General features: G+C 63.0%; 11 protein-coding genes and 1 tRNA gene. 4 read left to right on the forward strand and 8 right to left on the reverse strand.

Annotated features, from left to right (window positions below; all coding sequences use genetic code 11):
- Window positions 1-76: 76 nt before the first annotated feature.
- Together trxA and ACYG97_RS23040 are read right to left on the reverse strand one after the other, a co-directional pair.
- The gene (gene trxA, locus ACYG97_RS23035; protein ID WP_023732845.1) at window positions 77-1,084 is read right to left on the reverse strand and encodes a thioredoxin; all 1,008 of its coding nucleotides are present in this window, start codon (window positions 1,082-1,084) and stop codon (window positions 77-79) included.
- An 80-nt stretch (window positions 1,085-1,164) separates the two neighbouring features.
- A complete protein-coding gene (locus ACYG97_RS23040) occupies window positions 1,165-1,662 on the reverse strand; it encodes a prolyl-tRNA synthetase associated domain-containing protein (RefSeq protein WP_023732844.1) in 498 nt (165 codons plus the stop codon).
- Between the two features lie 217 nt (window positions 1,663-1,879).
- Here ACYG97_RS23040 and ACYG97_RS23045 point away from each other — a divergent pair.
- Both ACYG97_RS23045 and ACYG97_RS23050 read left to right on the forward strand, forming a co-directional pair.
- Window positions 1,880-1,954: transfer RNA gene (locus ACYG97_RS23045), tRNA-Gly, on the forward strand.
- Window positions 1,955-2,278: 324 nt separating this feature from the next.
- On the forward strand, window positions 2,279-4,306 hold the full coding sequence (locus tag ACYG97_RS23050; RefSeq protein WP_460221611.1) for an SAM-dependent methyltransferase: 2,028 nt from the start codon (window positions 2,279-2,281) through the stop codon (window positions 4,304-4,306).
- Window positions 4,307-4,326: 20 nt separating this feature from the next.
- Here ACYG97_RS23050 and ACYG97_RS23055 read toward each other — a convergent pair whose 3' ends face one another.
- Window positions 4,327-5,007 (reverse strand): redoxin domain-containing protein, encoded by a 681-nt coding sequence (locus ACYG97_RS23055; RefSeq protein WP_023672127.1) that lies wholly within the window; start codon window positions 5,005-5,007, stop codon window positions 4,327-4,329.
- A gap of 19 nt (window positions 5,008-5,026) precedes the next feature.
- Entirely contained in the window at window positions 5,027-8,311 is a 3,285-nt protein-coding gene (locus tag ACYG97_RS23060; protein WP_023732842.1) for an adenylate/guanylate cyclase domain-containing protein, read from the reverse strand.
- 290 nt (window positions 8,312-8,601) lie between these two features.
- Here ACYG97_RS23060 and ACYG97_RS23065 point away from each other — a divergent pair, with 290 nt between their 5' ends.
- A complete protein-coding gene (locus ACYG97_RS23065; protein ID WP_023687631.1) occupies window positions 8,602-10,365 on the forward strand; it encodes an adenylate/guanylate cyclase domain-containing protein in 1,764 nt (587 codons plus the stop codon).
- Window positions 10,366-10,385: 20 nt separating this feature from the next.
- Here ACYG97_RS23065 and ACYG97_RS23070 read toward each other — a convergent pair whose 3' ends face one another.
- The 3 genes from ACYG97_RS23070 to ACYG97_RS23080 all read right to left on the reverse strand — a co-directional run bounded on the left by ACYG97_RS23070 (window position 10,386) and on the right by ACYG97_RS23080 (window position 13,235).
- The gene (locus ACYG97_RS23070; RefSeq protein ID WP_031261984.1) at window positions 10,386-11,759 is read right to left on the reverse strand and encodes a hypothetical protein; all 1,374 of its coding nucleotides are present in this window, start codon (window positions 11,757-11,759) and stop codon (window positions 10,386-10,388) included.
- Window positions 11,759-12,277 carry a GNAT family N-acetyltransferase gene (locus ACYG97_RS23075; RefSeq protein ID WP_023698122.1) on the reverse strand — a complete coding sequence of 173 codons (519 nt, stop codon included), beginning with the start codon at window positions 12,275-12,277 and terminating at the stop codon, window positions 11,759-11,761. Before ACYG97_RS23075 ends, ACYG97_RS23070 begins: the two co-directional genes overlap by 1 nt.
- A 136-nt stretch (window positions 12,278-12,413) precedes the next feature.
- A complete protein-coding gene (locus ACYG97_RS23080) occupies window positions 12,414-13,235 on the reverse strand; it encodes a hypothetical protein (protein ID WP_023715730.1) in 822 nt (273 codons plus the stop codon).
- Window positions 13,236-13,533: 298 nt separating this feature from the next.
- Between ACYG97_RS23080 and ACYG97_RS23085 the strand changes: the two genes are divergently transcribed.
- The gene (locus tag ACYG97_RS23085) at window positions 13,534-14,949 is read left to right on the forward strand and encodes an adenylate/guanylate cyclase domain-containing protein (protein WP_023715729.1); all 1,416 of its coding nucleotides are present in this window, start codon (window positions 13,534-13,536) and stop codon (window positions 14,947-14,949) included.
- Between the two features lie 15 nt (window positions 14,950-14,964).
- Here ACYG97_RS23085 and ACYG97_RS23090 read toward each other — a convergent pair whose 3' ends face one another.
- On the reverse strand, window positions 14,965-15,444 hold the full coding sequence (locus ACYG97_RS23090) for a class I SAM-dependent methyltransferase (protein WP_023715728.1): 480 nt from the start codon (window positions 15,442-15,444) through the stop codon (window positions 14,965-14,967).
- Window positions 15,445-15,570: the final 126 nt, after the last annotated feature.

Consider the following 15,570-nt stretch of genomic DNA (forward strand, 5'->3'; position numbering starts at 1 on the left):
ATCGGCCTAATCTGGCGCGGCGGCCGCCGACCGCAAGGCCCGACAGCCACGCCCCGGCAATTTGCCGGCAAACGGCTCAGGAAAACAGCAGCGACGACAATTTGCGCCGTGCCGCCAGCGTCGCCTCGTCGGTCATGCCCCAGGCCTCGAACAGTTTCAGCAGCTGCGCCCTGGCGCCGTCCTCGTTCCACGTCCGGTCGGCTTTTATAATCGCCAGAAGATTGTCGGCCGCCGCATGGCGCTCGCCCTTGGCGTTCTGGATCATGGCGAGGTCGAAACGCGCCTGGTGGTCGCCGGGATTGGCGGCCAGTCGCTGCTCGAATTCAGCTGGATTGCCAAGTGCTGCCGCTTCCGCAGCCAGCGTCATCTTGGCACGCAGCGCGGCAAGTGCCGGCGCATTTTTCTTGGCCTCCGGCGCCGTTGCCAGCAGCGCCTCGGCGCCGTCGCTGTCGCCGGCCTCGAACAGAAGCTCGCCCAGCCCGGCAATCGCCTCGATCGTCTCCGGCGCCTGCGCCAGGATGGCGTCGTAAATGTCGGCTGCGGTCTGCGCATCGCCCGCCGCATGCGCTTCCGCCGCCGCGGCCAGTGCTTCGGCGACGGGCGGCGCGCCATTGCCCTTGCCGCCGACCTTGGTGATGAACTCGGCAATCTGGCTCTCGGGGATGGCGCCCATGAAGCCGTCGACAGGCTGGCCGTCCTTGAAGGCGATGACCGCCGGGATCGATTGGATGCCGAGCTGGCCGGCGATCGAGGGATGATCGTCAATGTTCATCTTGACCAGCTTGACCTTGCCGCCGGCGGCCTTGATCGCCTTTTCCAGAAGCGGCGTGAGCTGCTTGCAGGGCCCGCACCACGGCGCCCAGAAATCGACCAGCACCGGCTGTTTGCGCGATTCCTGGATAACGTCGGCGGCGAAAGTGGCGGTCGTGGTGTCCTTGATCAGCTCGCCAGCGGCAGGTGCTGCGCCGGGTGTCGAGCCAAGTGCCGACTTGGCCGGCTCGGCGCCGCCATATTGCACGGAAGTGGTGTATTGGCCCGAATTGCCGCCGAATTGGCCGCCAAACGGATTGTTGTTGTCGCTCATGTCGTCGCCCTTCCGGTCGCGCCCAGCGGAGCAGCGCGACGTCCTTAACTAGAGGTCAGTTTTCGCCATCCATGTGGCGATCAAGCCGAGACTTTCAAGATAGCAGCATCATGTCCGGTTGCCTCGACGAATCTGATGAGGTCGGCGGACGCGATCGACGTCGTCGCCTCATTGGTCAGTGGATGCGCGTTGACTGTCGCATGTGCCATCAAATCCTGGTCGAGCACCACCTTGACCCGTCTTTCGGTATCGTTGATCAGCCCGAACACGGTGACCGCGCCCGGAATGACACCGAGCAGCTCCATCAGCATCTCCGGTTTGCCGAACGACACCCGGCTGGCGGCGCCGACGATCGTGTGGATCTGCTTCAGGTCGACGACCGCCTCCTCGCCGACGCTGACCAGGAAGAAATTGTCCTTCTTGTCCTTGAGAAACAGATTTTTCGTGTGCCCGCCCGGTATCTCGCCGCGCAGCGACTGCGAATCGGCCACCGTATAGAGCGGCGGATGGCGCACGGTCGACACTGATATGCCGAGATCGGCAAGAAAGGCGAAAAGCTCGGCTTCGGTCTTCGGCATTGGTGGTCTTCCCCTGTATCGGCGCGCGGCAAAGCCGTTTACGGCCAATGATGCCGCCGAGACAAGACCGTCATGCGGGAAGTCGATGAACCACCCGCGTGGCCGACAAGGTTCCGCCAAGCGATTTGGCGCGACCAAAAAGCCCGTCATTTCCCTGTTGCAATCGCCGCGCTCTTCAGCCATATAGGCCCGGCTTGCGGCCCCGAGGGCCGTGTGAGCGGGTGTAGCTCAGGGGTAGAGCACAACCTTGCCAAGGTTGGGGTCGAGCGTTCGAATCGCTTCACCCGCTCCAGTTTCCTCTAGGGGGAATCAAGCGATGAAGAGGCGCCTTTCGGGGCGCCTTTTGCTTTTTCCAGACCGGCGATGTAAGCGCGTTGCGGGACACTTGTTCTCCCTCAGAACCAGGCGCAGGTAAGACGGCGTGGCGCACAATCCCTCGGGTTCAATTTCGGCGAAAGGCGGCACCGCATCTGAAGCGCTTGCTTGGCTGGCGTTGCGGAACGCCGCGTCCGAATGCGGCTCAGGCTCGCGCTTGATCGACCCGCAGCCCCTGCGCGCACTCCCGGCGGGACGCAAGTGGGCGCATGAGATTGCCAAGGTAATCTTCGATGGCCTCATGGCAGGAAGCCTGTCGGTGCCGGCGCAATTGGCTGCCGGATGGGCGAGGTTCGGCAGCGCAACCACCGCGTTGATCATCGAACTCGGCAAGATCTGGGACAATCCCGCAGCGGCTCGCCGCGTCCAGTACCAGCTTGAGCAAATGCTTCTCGAACCCGACGATCTTGCCACGCCGCGCAGGCTGGCGCGAACGCTCGGAATTCGCGTCGACGCTCGCAATCCGACCGCGACCGAACTGCCGGAAGGCATCGATCAGATCTATGCCCATCTGATGCTGGATGGCCGGATCGAGGCTGTCGTGCAGTTCGGTGCACTCGGGACGGTGACGAGCGATCATTGGATTGAATTGATCCTGGATGTAGTGCCTGCTGAGCGGCTTGCGGGAGGATCGCCTGCACCGCAAAAGGGCGCCGGCGCGACCACGTCAAACACGCCTGCAGCCGAGGTATCGTTTGCCATGGCGGGAAGCGAGCCCGATCAGGACAGCCACTTCGGCAAACTCGCGCAATTGGCCGCACAGGCGCATGACCTGGTTCGGTCGAGCGCTGAACCGTCAGAGCCTGTTGCGCCGCGCCGCGCACGGGTCGCGGACAAGCACGACAAGGATCGCACGGCGTTCTGGAACAGCTATTTCGCGACCGAGGATCCCTGGAACTACAGCTCGCTCTATGAGCAGGAAAAATATGAGCGGCAGATCGAGATCCTGCCTGCCGGTCCCATCGGCCGGGCGCTTGAGCTGGCCTGTGCGGAGGGCCATTTCACGCGGCAGCTGGCGCCGCGCGTGGGCCATCTGACCGCAACCGACATCTCCGCCATAGCCATCGAGCGAGCCCGCGCCCGATGCAACAATCAGGCGAATGTCGAGTTCGGCGTACTCGATTTCGCTGCCGACACGCTGCCGGGTGAGATGGATCTGATCTTCTGTTCGGAGGTGCTCTACTATCTGGACGATCTCGCCGAGTTGCGGCGCATCGCCAAGAAATTTGCCGAGGCGTTGGCGCCTGGCGGTAGTTTCATCAGCGCACACGCATTCGTGCTGCGTGACAATGTCGAAAAGACGGGCTTCGACTGGAACACATTCGGTGCCCAGGCGATCTCCGAGACGCTGGCAGCGACCGAAGGCCTGGTGCTCGAGCAATCGATCCAGACCGAGCTCTACCGCATAGACCGCTTCCGCCGCCTATCGCCGGGCGATGTGGCGACGGACCCGGTGATCGATCATGTGCCGATCCGCGCGCCCATCGAAATCGGCGTCGCGCGAAATATCGTCTGGGGTGGGGCGCGAGCCTTGCGCCGCGACGTCGCACGTAACGAGCAGCGCCAGCATATCCCTGTCCTCATGTATCACGGCGTTGCCGATGAAGGTCCGGCCGCGCTCGCTCGCTTTCGGCTCACGCCCGCCGCATTCGCCAGCCAGATGGGATGGCTGCGCGCCAATGGCTTTCACGCCATTGGCTCCGAGCAGCTGGAAGCATCCATCGCCAACCGTCAGCCTTTCGTCGGCCGCCCGGTGCTCATCACTTTCGATGACGGCTTCCAGAACTTCGCCGACCATGCCTGGCCGATCTTGCGCGCCAACGACCTGAACGCGGAAGTGTTCCTGGTGACGGACCTGGTGGGCGAAAGTGCAAAGTGGGACACCGACATCGGTCCGCCGACGCCGCTTATGGGCGCCGGGACGGTGCGACGCCTCGCTGCCGAAGGCGCCTTCTTCGGCAGCCACATGGCGACGCATCGCGCCATAGATGGTCTGTCGAGCGCTGACCTGGCCGCCGAGCTCCTGCGCTCTCGTCTGTTCATCGAACGCTGGACCGGCCGGCCAACCAGGGCGTTCGCGGCCCCCTTCTCCGTCACCGACCGACGGCTTGGCCGGCTGGCTAGGGAGTGCGGCTATCGAGTAGGCTTCGGCCGCAGGCACGGGCCGGCGGACCTCCATAGCGATCTCATCGACCTTCCGCGCATCGAGATTCGCGGCGACCGCTCGCTCGATGACTTTGTCGCCACTGTCGAGGCCGTGCTCGGATAAACGGTGAACTTGTCAGTTCATTATTGGGCGACTTGCGACACGGCTGACATCAGCTCCTTCGGGTTTGGGGCGCCAAACATGTATCGCCCACCCTCCGGGACCTCCGTGAAGCTCCAGCGGACGATCCCCTGCCGGTCCAGCAGGAACTGACCAACCAGTTGTCCGTGTCCCGTGGCCATCATCTGCTCGTCGGCTTCGGTCAGTTCGTAGTGGTCCTTCTTGTCGAGGATTGCGGCGGCTGTCATCGGATCCATGGGACCGGGCAATTCGCCAGGTATGTCGACCCGCATGTCCTGTGCCGCTGCCATCGCGACCTTGTACGGCCAGTTCGTCTCGTTCTCGGTGAATTCGAGATTGGGCAGTCCAAAAGCACGATGTGAAGCGCGTTCCGGGTCCGACGCCGCAAGCAGGTTCGGCATTGGATGGTAGCGGAAATAGAGCCGCGCCCGTTCGATCGGCGTGTTGACCACCGTCAGGCTCTCCACGCCCTTTTCGCGCAGCTCCGGATCGAGACGCGCCTGAGCGGCGATGTGGCGCCGGCAAAACGCACAATGCAGACCTCGAAACAGGCCGACCAGCACCGGTTTTTGCCCGCGAAAGTCGTCAAGCGCAATCTTGCCTTCCTGGGTAATGGCGTCGAGTATCAGGTTCGGCGCCCGGTCGCCCGGTTGAAGCGGTATCAATCCACTAGGCGCGGACATGTCCAACCCCCTATCCCGGCTAGTCGAGAAAAGGCAGCACCACAAGCGCTTCCGGGTCGAGCCCGTGCTGGGCGCATATACCCTGCGCCAGGGAAAAGTAGCGTTCGGCCTCGGCCAGATTGTCGAGGTCGAGATTAAGCGTTGCGAGTCCATCATAGCACGGAAACAGCAGTTGGGGCTCGCCCGTTTCGCGGGCTACCTCCAGTGCTTCGTGGAACAAGCCGATCGCCAGTTCCGGATGGCCGTTGCACTGGTGGATCTGCCCAAGCACGATCAACGGCACTGGCAGGTGCTCGCGCTGGTCGAGCGCCCGGTCAATCTCGATGGCCTTCTCGGCAGCAGGCACGCCCTCCGTTGGACAGCGATCCGTGAAAGTACAACAAGCTACCGCCAGATTGGCGAGGAGGCGCGCCTGGAAACCCAAATCGCCAATACGGCGCGCCACTTCAAGACCGCGCCGACAGACCTCCATCGCCTTCGCCGGATCGATGGTCGTGTAGAGCACCCCGAGATTGGTGTAGCCGCGGCAGGCCGCGCCCAGCAGACCGGCGGCTTCGGCCAATTCAATGCTGCGCTCAACCTCACGCACGGCTTCATGGTTTCGCCCAAGGCGAGCCAGCGCAACAGCCTTGGTATTAAGTGCCTCGGCGGTCACGAGGGTGGCATCATCGGAGACATGTTCCGTTGTCAGAGAGCGTACGCAATCCAGCGCCGCGTCTGCCCATTTTGCCGCGAGAGTGTGATCTCCGCTGCGGAACGCCTGTCGGCCACGTTCTTGCCAGAGATGCGCCTGCTCGATCGGGGCATCCGCTCCATCGAGGAGCGCTGCCGCTTCAGCGTAGCGCGATTCCGCGTCGTCCCGCTTGCCCACGTCCCAAAACAGCCGACCGATCTTGCGCAAAACGCGCGCCGCCGCGACACGATCGGCTGACTCGCGATAGGCCTGCAGCACCGCCTCGTAGTGGCGGTGTGCAATCTCGCGGCGGCCTGCCGGGCCGCTCAAATCGGCAATGCGCTCTGCAATTGCCAGTTTGAGCGGTGTTTGCCCGATCGCGCCCAACGCAGTCAGTGCTCGCTCGTAGAAACGAAGGGCGTCGTCATTGGCGTATATCATGCGAGCGCGATCTCCCGCCGCCTGCAGGTAATGCGCGCCCCTCTCCCGCTCGGCGCTCTGAGCGAAATGATGACCGAGCACGGCCAGATCCTCGAACCGTTCCGGCTTGTCGCCGCACAGTTGCTCCAGGGCGGCACCTACCCGGCGGTGGATGTCGGTCCGGCGTTGCAGGAGCAGATTCTGGTAGATCACGTCCTGCAGCAATGTTTGCGTAAAGCGGTAGCTTTGCGACGAGACCGAGCCTGATCCGGCAACTTCCTCGATGATTTCCGCATCGCAAAGCAGTTCGCAGCCCGCTTCCAGTCGGCCGGGGTCGGCTGCCACGGCTTTCAGAAGCGTGGCATCGAAGCGCGGGCCGATTACCGCGGCTTCCTGGGCCAACCGGCGCACCTCTTGCGGCAGCCGGTCGACGCGAGCAAGCAACATTGCCTGGATCGTGGCGGGGATGCCGGTTGCGACTTCGCCTGCCACGGTCCGCCATTGCTGGCCCTCGCGCACCAATACACCGCGATCGATAAGGCCGCGAACGATCTCCTCCAAGAAAAGCGGGTTGCCGCCCGCGCGCTCGAGGATCTGGTCGAGAAGCCCTCCTGCGGCGTTTACCCAGCTCTCGCCGAAAAGCGCCGCCACCAGGCGGCGTCCGTCATCGCTGTCGAGCGGCGAAAGCCTGAGCGCTGTGTGGCTGACCCGACTTGAGTCGAGTTGGTCGTTGTCCGACGCCGGACGATGCGTGACCAGCAACATCAGCCGCGTGCGTTCCAGTCTGTCCATCACGAAACGCAGTGCCTCGAGCGAGACGGAGTCGGCCCAGTGCAGGTCTTCGACGACAATCAACAGCGGCGACAACGCAAGCCGCCGTTCCATGATTGTGCGGACCGCGTAGAGAATTTGCCGCCGCAGCTGCTCGGGCTCGACATGCTGCAAGGTGGCATCGGGGTCGCCGAGGCCAAGCACATGGTAGAGCAAAGGCATCAGCCGCTTCGCCTCCTCGCCCTGCAGGCCGAGATCGGCAAGCAAGGCTGCGAGCTTGCCCCGCATTTCGTCCCCATTGTCGTTTTGCATCATCCCGGCAGCGCTGCGCACCACTGCACCCAGGGCGCCAAATGATTGTTCACCCAGCGGTGAGCACGTGGCCTGCCGCACGGCGACGTTGCGAAAACGATCCTCGTCGCCGAGGCGGGCGACGAACTCCTTCACCAACCGCGACTTCCCGATACCGGCTTCGCCGACGAGGCGGACAAGCTGGGCCGAGCCGCCGCACGCCAAGTCAAGGCTCGCCAGCATTCTGTTGAGCTCCGCATCACGACCTATTATGGGCGCACTGAGGCCGAGCGCCTCGAGCCCGCGCGCTGCACGCGGCGCCGCAAGCGGTGCATCCAGTCGGTGGACGAGCACACTGCCAGCCTTGCCGCGAAAGACGACATCGCCCAGCGACTCGTACGAGAAGGCATGCCGGGTCAGCCTGTGCGTGAGTTCGCCCACCAGCACCTCACCCGGTGCAGCCAGCGATTGCAGGCGTTGCGCCGTATTCACCGTGTCGCCGGTCACCGAATAGGATTTGGCGGTGCCGATGCCCAATCCGCCAGTAACGACCGGACCCGTGTTTATGCCTATGTGGAGCAGCAGCGGCGAGCCGGAGTGGCGGGTGCTTTCACCGAGCCGCGCCGTCCGGGCGATCATGTCGAGAGCGGCTCGAAGCGCACGTTCCGGATCGTCCTCATGCGCGACCGGCGCACCGAATAAGGCGAGCAGAGCGTCGCCGATGAATTTGTCGACGAAACCACCAAAGCCTTGCACGGCCGCCGTCAATTCCTTGAACAGTTCGTTCTGCAGCGCCTGCATGACCTCGGGGTCGAGCTGCTCGCTGAGTGTCGTGAAGCCGCAGAGATCGGCGAACAGCACCGTTACCGTTCGTCGATCGGCGTCGGAGACGGAATGCGGCCCCTCTTCGCTTTCGATGTTCGGCGATGGAGCTCGAGAGGGCTGCGCAATGGTGCGGCTTGGTGTCGGAGCAGGCCGTTCGGCAGCTTTTGCGGACGCACCGACGCTTGCCCCACATTTAGGACAGAACTCGAAATCAGGTGCGCAGGCGTAGCCGCAACTGGCGCATGGCACGGGCTGGCGGCGGCCACACTTCGGACAGAAGGCGTAACCGCCCTCGATCTCGAAACCGCAGCCCGAGCAGTTCATGGACACCTCACCAGAGCATGATGCCGAAGAGTGTGAAGCGGTTTTCGGACGACATCATGCTCTATCTCTTTGACCTTGGGCCATGACGCGTGATCTCGCCACGCTCGTCACGGCCGGGGTATTCACAAGGATGAACCGATAGTCGTCAACCGGCAAGCGGCAGCGCAAATGGGCATCGGTCTGGGTTCGGCGGTGGAGCACTGCCGATACGGGCGGCTGCGTGGCCGTGATTTGCGAAAATTTCCTCGTCCCGCCGTCTTCCTGCTATGATGGAGATGAGGAGGCGACCCATGAGCGAGAACCGTAAGCTGGCCGCAATCCTGGCTGCAGATGTGGTCGGATACAGCCGGCTCGCGAGCGCGGACGAAGATCGTACCTTGGCGCGGTTGCGGGCACTGCGCAGCGACCTGATCGATCCGATCATTGCAGTGCACCACGGGCGGGTTATCAAGCGTACCGGAGATGGGGCACTGGTTGAGTTTCGCAGTGTGGTCGATGCCGTGCGCTGCGCCGTTGAGATTCAAAACGGTATGGTTGAGCGCAATGCCGGCGTACCGCAGGAGCGCCGCATCGAGTTCAGGATAGGCATCCATCTGGGCGACGTGGTCGAAGAGAGCGATGGCGACCTGATGGGTGACGGCGTCAACATCGCCTCGCGTCTGGAGGGCGTTGCGGCGCCCGGCGCCATCTGCCTGTCCGAGGATGCCTATCGCCAGGTCAAGGCCAGGCTTGACCTCTCGGTCAGCGATCTCGGCAGCACACAGCTCAAGAACATCGCCGAGCCGATCCGGGTGTATTCGCTGCAGGTCGGCGCCGGGGCCAAGGTGGCCGTGACCTCGCAAACCCCGACGAGCCCTCCGGCTGCGGCAGCGCCGCCGAAACTGTCGATCGCCGTGCTGCCGTTCGCCAATATGAGCGGTGATGCCGAACAGGACTACTTCGCCGACGGCATCTCCGAAGACATCATCACGGCGCTGTCCAAACTGTCACAGCTCTTCGTCATCGCTCGCAATTCGTCGTTCATCTTCAAGGGCCAGAACGTCCATGTGCAGGATGTCGGCACGAAGCTCGGCGTGCGCTATGTCCTTGAAGGCAGCGTACGCAAGTCGGGGAACAAGGTACGCATCACCGCGCAGCTCATCGATGCAATCTCAGGCGGCCATCTTTGGGCGGAGCGGTTCGATCGCGATCTGACTGACATATTCGCCGTGCAGGATGACGTGACGCAGCACATCGTCGGTGCGCTGGCGCTCAATCTGACCGAGGATGACCGTCTGCGGCTGGCGCCCGAACACCAGCGCAACCCGGAGGCGTATGACTGTTTCCTGCGGGGCCGGGAGCTGTGGCACCGGCTGACGAAGGACACGAACGTCGCGGCCCGCGAGCTCTTGCAGCGGGCCATCGAACTGGACCCGAAATTTGCCTCTGCCCACGCTTTCCTAGCCCTCACGTACGGGCTCGATTACCTCAACAGGTGGGGTGCGTCGGACTCGATGGCGCAAGCGGAAGAGGCAGCAACGCGAGCGGTAACGCTGGATGACAGCGATCCCTGGGCGCACTGGGCGCTGGCATCGGCCAAGCTTTACACACGGCGGCACGATGAAGCCATCGGCGAGGTCGAGCGCGCGATAGCCCTCAATCCGAACTTCGCCGAAGCGCACGTCGCCCGCGGCGAGGCGCTGTATTATTCGGGTAGACCCGCGGAGGCGCTAGAGAGTTTCGCCCGGGGAAAGACCTTGAATCCATACTTTCCGGATGTGCTTCTGCACTTCCAGGCTTTGACATCGTTTCAACTGGGAAGGTACGAAGAGGCCGTCGACCTCTTGCTGCAACGGCTGGCTCGCAACGCTGTCACCGACGTCTCGCGTGCGCTTCTGGCCGCATGCTACGGCCATCTGGGCCGTTTGGAGGAGGCCCATACGGCATGGCAGGACCTGCTTCGCGTCAATCCCGCCTATTCGCTGGAACACCGTCGCAAAGTCTTGCCTTACAAGAACCCTGCCGATTTCGAACTCATGGTCGAGGGGCTCCGCAAGGCCGGCGTGGTGCAATGACGGGCTAAAGCCCGGCCGGATCAGAGGCCTGAGGCCCGGCCGATCTTGCGCCATCGGGCGTTTTCGCGAACCGGTTTCAGGTCATCGGTCGTCTCGGCAAATGTCCGCAACCGGTATTGCCGCAGCAGGTCCGGGAACAGCGCCCCTTCCGGCAGTCCGGCAAGCTGCTCGCGGACCGAGATTTGTTCATCGATGACCCGCATGCCCCAGGCATTTTCCCGAACCTGCAGCTCGGCGGCCAGATCGCGCTCTTCTGGCGCGTTTTCATCAAGCGCAGCCAGCAGGATCGAGTGGAAAAGCGCGACATAGCCAATCTGTCTCAGGCCGCCCACAACCCGCACGCGCGGCAATATGGCAAGGGCAAGGAACATCAGGAACAAGTCCGGCAAAAGCATGCCGTCGAGCAGTGCCTGCTGGAGATGCGGCCGCTCGAACGGGATGGAAAGACCATGCGGCCTGTCAGGCTCGATCAGCCGCCCGTTCTCGAGGACGAGCTTGCGCACGCGCTGCTCGCGGATGCCCCAGAAATAGGCCGTGGCATTGGGCAGGAACCTGCCAAATGGGCCCGATGCGGCTTCTTGCAAGGCATGGTCGAGACGCCGGCGCCTTGCGGGCTCGAGGAGCAGCCTGGAAAGAAGGCTGCCTTCATCTTCCAGATGCCGCGACACGACAGTCGCGGCCAGCCTATCATCGACGAAAACCGGCCGGGCCATGCCGGAACGATCCCAATCGGCGACCAGATCCTCGTTGAGTTCTGTCAGCGCATCGGCGGCTGTTGCAAACACCCTGCCCTGGCTGGCAAGCAGCGTGCCCAGCCAGCTTCTGGCATCCGTCGCATTGCCCACCGTTTCGAGCGCGCGCCCGTTGAGGGCGACGGGACCGGCCGCGCAGGCGCTTTTGCGGCACAGTTTGTGGCGCCCCATGCCAAACAAATTGACCTTGTCGTCGCCGACATCGAGCCATCCCGGCCCCTCCCGGCCGGTTGTCTCCATGGTCATGGTCGTTCCCATGAAGCCGAAAAAAGCCGACAGCCCGTTTTCGACCGCGCCGAGCCAGGCAAGCAGCAGGGCATCGAAGGTGATGCGATCCATCAGAAGCAGGCAGTGCAGGCCGGACTGGATAACCGGTCTGTGGTCGAATTCGTCGAGGGCCTTGCCGATCGCTTCAGGCTGCATGATCGCACCGAGGCGCTGCTGCAGGACGTCGCGCAGGATCGAGCGGGCAGCGATCGACGGTGCCGATCCAGGCCTTGCCACCGGCCGCCACAGATGGCGGGCATAATCGGAAACCGGTGCATTCCAGTTCTGCTCGATGTCACGCACGACCTCCGGGCAGAGCAGCGACAGCACGGCCAAAATGTCCACCGGAGGGGCAGGGGCAGGGACGGTGGTCATCAGAACCGCAGCCGGGCCATGCTCAGGAGGTCGTGGTACTGCCCGTCGGTAAAACCGGCCTTCACATGCCGTCCCTCGACCTCGAAGCCGTGGCTTGTGTAGAGACGGATGGCCGGTTCGTTGTCGGCATAGACGCTCAATTCGACCCGCTTCAGGGCGCGCCAGTTGTCGGCCACGTCAAGCAGCGCGCCTAGGATGGCAGAGCCGATGCCTCTGCCGACAAAACCATCGTCAAGGCCGATATTGATCTCGCCGATATGCGAGCGGCGCGGCGAACCCTGCGCGACCAGGCTGCCATGGCCGACAACCTTGCCGTCCAGCTCCGCAACGATCCAGGTGGTTTCCGGGCCGGACTTGGCGATGCGCCGCTCCACCTGCTCCACCATCTCGAACGGCATCCTGAGCGTGCCCCAGCGGAACCCCGGCATATTGAAGATAGCGCACAGCGCCTCGGCATCGCTTGGCCGGACGGCCCGGAGCTGCGGCTGGATTTTCTCTAGGGGTGGCGTGCTGGTCATGGCTTTTCCGGCTACAGCAATTCCAGGAAAAGTGTGAGCGGTTTTCCGTCCGGAATTGCGTCAGAACAAAGGACAGAGGCAATATGCCCGGCACGATGCACCGGACGTCACCTGAAAATCCAGCCGTCTCTGCGACCTATGCCGATTGCGCGGCAAAATGCCGGGGGGCGGCGTAGAGTTTGAGGATACCGCTGATGCCGATCCAGCCGAAAAGGGCGAGCCAGCACAATGTCCCGGCCGCCGTCCAGTCGATCCGGTGCACGGCGGCGTCGGTGATGACGAGGCCAAGGACGGCAAGCAGGCCAACCAGAAACTGCGCCAGGCCGAGCACCAGCAATTCCTCACGCGGCGCACTTCTCCAGACGAGATAGGTGCCGCCTGCACCCGCGAGGAAGATGGCGCTGTAGACCTGGGCGTGAAAAGCATCGATCGGCCATGGCCAGAAGCCACCGAATGTCAGGGGAAACAGCAACAGGCCGACGCCGTAGGCCCCGAGGATCGTCATTTCCACCGGTAGGTAGGCGCGCCATGCGGGGTTCAAGATCACGCCTTTTGCAGAAGGGCGGGCCCTTGCCCGCCACAGGAACAGCCCGGATACCGCGGCTGACGCAAGATAGACCAGAAACCAGAGCCAGGGGGCTTTGCGCTCGAAGTTGAAATAACCGAGATTGATGAACGAAGCCGCCGACACGATGACGGTGAAGATGAAGGCCATGACCAGCACGAGCCTGCCGGGCGACCAGCGATTCCAGACCAGCAGCGCCGCCATCACTGCCATTTCGGCGGTGTAGAAGCCGCCGAGGAAGCGGGCATTGAACGGCGTGACGGCCCAGGGCCAGCGCGGCTTGACCAGCGCAGGCGCGAAAAACAGGCCGGCCCCGACGATCAGGACGATGATGACCCCCGCCGAGAAAAGGCGCAGGGCCGCCGGAAATGGCGGGTTGTCGCGTGTCGGCATGGAGAAAACCCCAGAGATGAATGCCCCATGGGCTATCATAGTTTGGAATTCAACAAATGGAAATTGACCTGTCACCAGGCTTGTCCATTCGAATGGCCGTACGGCCCGTTTAGCAGTATGATGGAGCGTTCGGGTCGAAGATCGGTCCGGCCAACACGCCTAGAGCCGGATGATTTCAGGTCTGTCCGACCTGAAATCTGAATCCGCCTCTGAATCAGGAAGAGCATGATGTCGTCCGAAAACCGCTTCACACTTTTCGGTATCATGCTCTAGCGGCGCAATTTCCGGAGCCTGCACGATGACCGAAGCTCAGGATCTGTTCTCGCTTCTGCGGCAATCGACCGATGTCGATCCGCAGGCAATCGACGCAATCCGGCAAACCATCGCCGAGGGCAAGGACCGCGAACTTTGCCGCATCAATGCGCTGGCCTTCGCCAGCAAGCGTGGCCTCGACGAAGAACGCACCATAAGCGCCTTTCTCCATGCGGCGCGGGTGGGCATCTTCGACATTTCCTGGAATGTTCTGTGCCCCGGCTGTGGCGGCGTGCTCGACACCAACGCCACGCTGAAAACCATGCAGAAGGACGAATACACCTGCGCGCTGTGCTCCCAGGGCTATTCGCCGACCCTCGACGAGATGGTCGAGGTGACATTCACCGTCAGTCCCCGCGTGCGCAGGATTGCCGCCCACAATCCACACGAACTGCCGTTGGTGGAATATTACCGCCAGATCTACTGGGCGTCCGGGGCCGATCTGCCGGACGAGGATCTGGCGGAAAAGATGGAAGCGTTCTCGCTGGAAGATATCGAGCTTGCGCCCGGTGAAAAGGCGGTTCTGCACATCCAGCTTCCGCCCCAATTCATCATCGTCTTCGAGCCGGTCACGCATTCGGCCCAGTTCATCGACGCGAAGGGCGAACCGGCAAAAGAGCGGCGAAACCTCTCTCTGGCCTTCGACCGCGACCATGTCCAGAGCCAGACGCTGGAGATGCAACCCGGCCCATTGCGCATTTCGCTGGAAAACAGGACCGACACGCGCGTGCTGCCGACGGTCTTCATCGCCTGCCCGGTATTGCATGATTTCCTGGGCAAGCGCCGGCCCTTCGTGACCGCCAAGCGCCTGCTCACCAACCAGACCTTCCGGGATCTCTATCGCACGGATACGCTCGACATCAACCAGCGCCTGAAGATCACCAGCCTGACATTCCTGTTCACCGATCTGCGCGGATCGACCGAGCTTTACGAGCGGGTGGGCGATCTTTCAGCGTTCGATCTCGTGCGCGAGCACTTCCAGGTTCTGCACGAGATCGTCGCGGCGGAGGCAGGCGCGGTTGTGAAGACGATCGGCGATGCGGTGATGGCGACCTTCGCGACGCCTGACCGTGCGATTGCCGCGGCGCTGCGGATGCGCGACGCCATGCGGGCGCTCAATGACAAAAGCGGGCGCGAGGACCTTCTGCTCAAGATCGGTGTTCATGCCGGCCCCTGCATAGCCGTGTCCATGAACGAGCGGCAGGATTATTTCGGCCAGACGGTCAACATTGCTTCGCGGGTCCAGAACCTCGCCAACGCACAGGCGATCTTCGCCACGCGTGCGGTGGTCGACGATAATCTCACCGCCGATTTGTTGCACAGGAACGCGCTGACGCCCGTGCCGCACGAGGTCTCGCTGCGCGGCATCGAGCGGGAGATTGCGGTTTATACGATCCCCTGAAGAGTTCTCTGCCGCTTACACGCGCTTGCAGAGGAAATAACGGTCGGCGGGCTCCGAAGTGGGCGCCGGGAGGTGTTGCAGCAGCGGGTGATCGAGCGGCGTGCCACTGACCGCGAAGCCGCCGACGCGAAGCAGGCTCGCAATCAGATCGGGAAGCCAGGTAGCGGTCACTGCATCGCGATCGTCATAGCCGGTGCCGATGTCGGCATGAACAAGGGCGGCTTCGATGCCAATGAACTTGCGGCCCGTCTCGCGTATTTCGCCGAGCACGAGGTTTTCAGCTTCGGGAACTGAGCTAGTGTGCGCGCCAACTTCGCGGTCGAACACCACGATCCGGCGCCCGGGCAGAAGCTCGCGCAGATGGTGGAATGTCCGGCCATTGCCGAGGCCGAGCTCAAGCACAAGCCCCTCCATCTTCGCCACCTCGGGGCAGATTCGATTGAGAATGTCGCGCTGCGCGGTCATCCTGCTGATGAAATTATCGAGGCGACTCATATGCGATTGTGTGTCCTGAACCAGCAGCCCCGATCGAGGCTTGCTGCATATAAAGGCGAACGACGAACCCTGCAATAACGCAACCGGCCGCCGACAAGCGTCATACCGGGTGGAGTGTTCGGCAGG

Source organism: Mesorhizobium sp. W067, assembly GCF_054719525.1.

What these genes read in the sequence shown, in the direction of transcription:
- trxA (WP_023732845.1), bottom strand. Translation starts at nt 1,084, where the DNA reads ATGAGCGACAACAACAATCCGTTTGGCGGCCAATTCGGCGGCAATTCG.
- ACYG97_RS23040 (WP_023732844.1), bottom strand. Translation starts at nt 1,662, where the DNA reads ATGCCGAAGACCGAAGCCGAGCTTTTCGCCTTTCTTGCCGATCTCGGC.
- ACYG97_RS23050 (WP_460221611.1), top strand. Translation starts at nt 2,279, where the DNA reads ATGGCAGGAAGCCTGTCGGTGCCGGCGCAATTGGCTGCCGGATGGGCG.
- ACYG97_RS23055 (WP_023672127.1), bottom strand. Translation starts at nt 5,007, where the DNA reads ATGTCCGCGCCTAGTGGATTGATACCGCTTCAACCGGGCGACCGGGCG.
- ACYG97_RS23060 (WP_023732842.1), bottom strand. Translation starts at nt 8,311, where the DNA reads ATGAACTGCTCGGGCTGCGGTTTCGAGATCGAGGGCGGTTACGCCTTC.
- ACYG97_RS23065 (WP_023687631.1), top strand. Translation starts at nt 8,602, where the DNA reads ATGAGCGAGAACCGTAAGCTGGCCGCAATCCTGGCTGCAGATGTGGTC.
- ACYG97_RS23070 (WP_031261984.1), bottom strand. Translation starts at nt 11,759, where the DNA reads ATGACCACCGTCCCTGCCCCTGCCCCTCCGGTGGACATTTTGGCCGTG.
- ACYG97_RS23075 (WP_023698122.1), bottom strand. Translation starts at nt 12,277, where the DNA reads ATGACCAGCACGCCACCCCTAGAGAAAATCCAGCCGCAGCTCCGGGCC.
- ACYG97_RS23080 (WP_023715730.1), bottom strand. Translation starts at nt 13,235, where the DNA reads ATGCCGACACGCGACAACCCGCCATTTCCGGCGGCCCTGCGCCTTTTC.
- ACYG97_RS23085 (WP_023715729.1), top strand. Translation starts at nt 13,534, where the DNA reads ATGACCGAAGCTCAGGATCTGTTCTCGCTTCTGCGGCAATCGACCGAT.
- ACYG97_RS23090 (WP_023715728.1), bottom strand. Translation starts at nt 15,444, where the DNA reads ATGAGTCGCCTCGATAATTTCATCAGCAGGATGACCGCGCAGCGCGAC.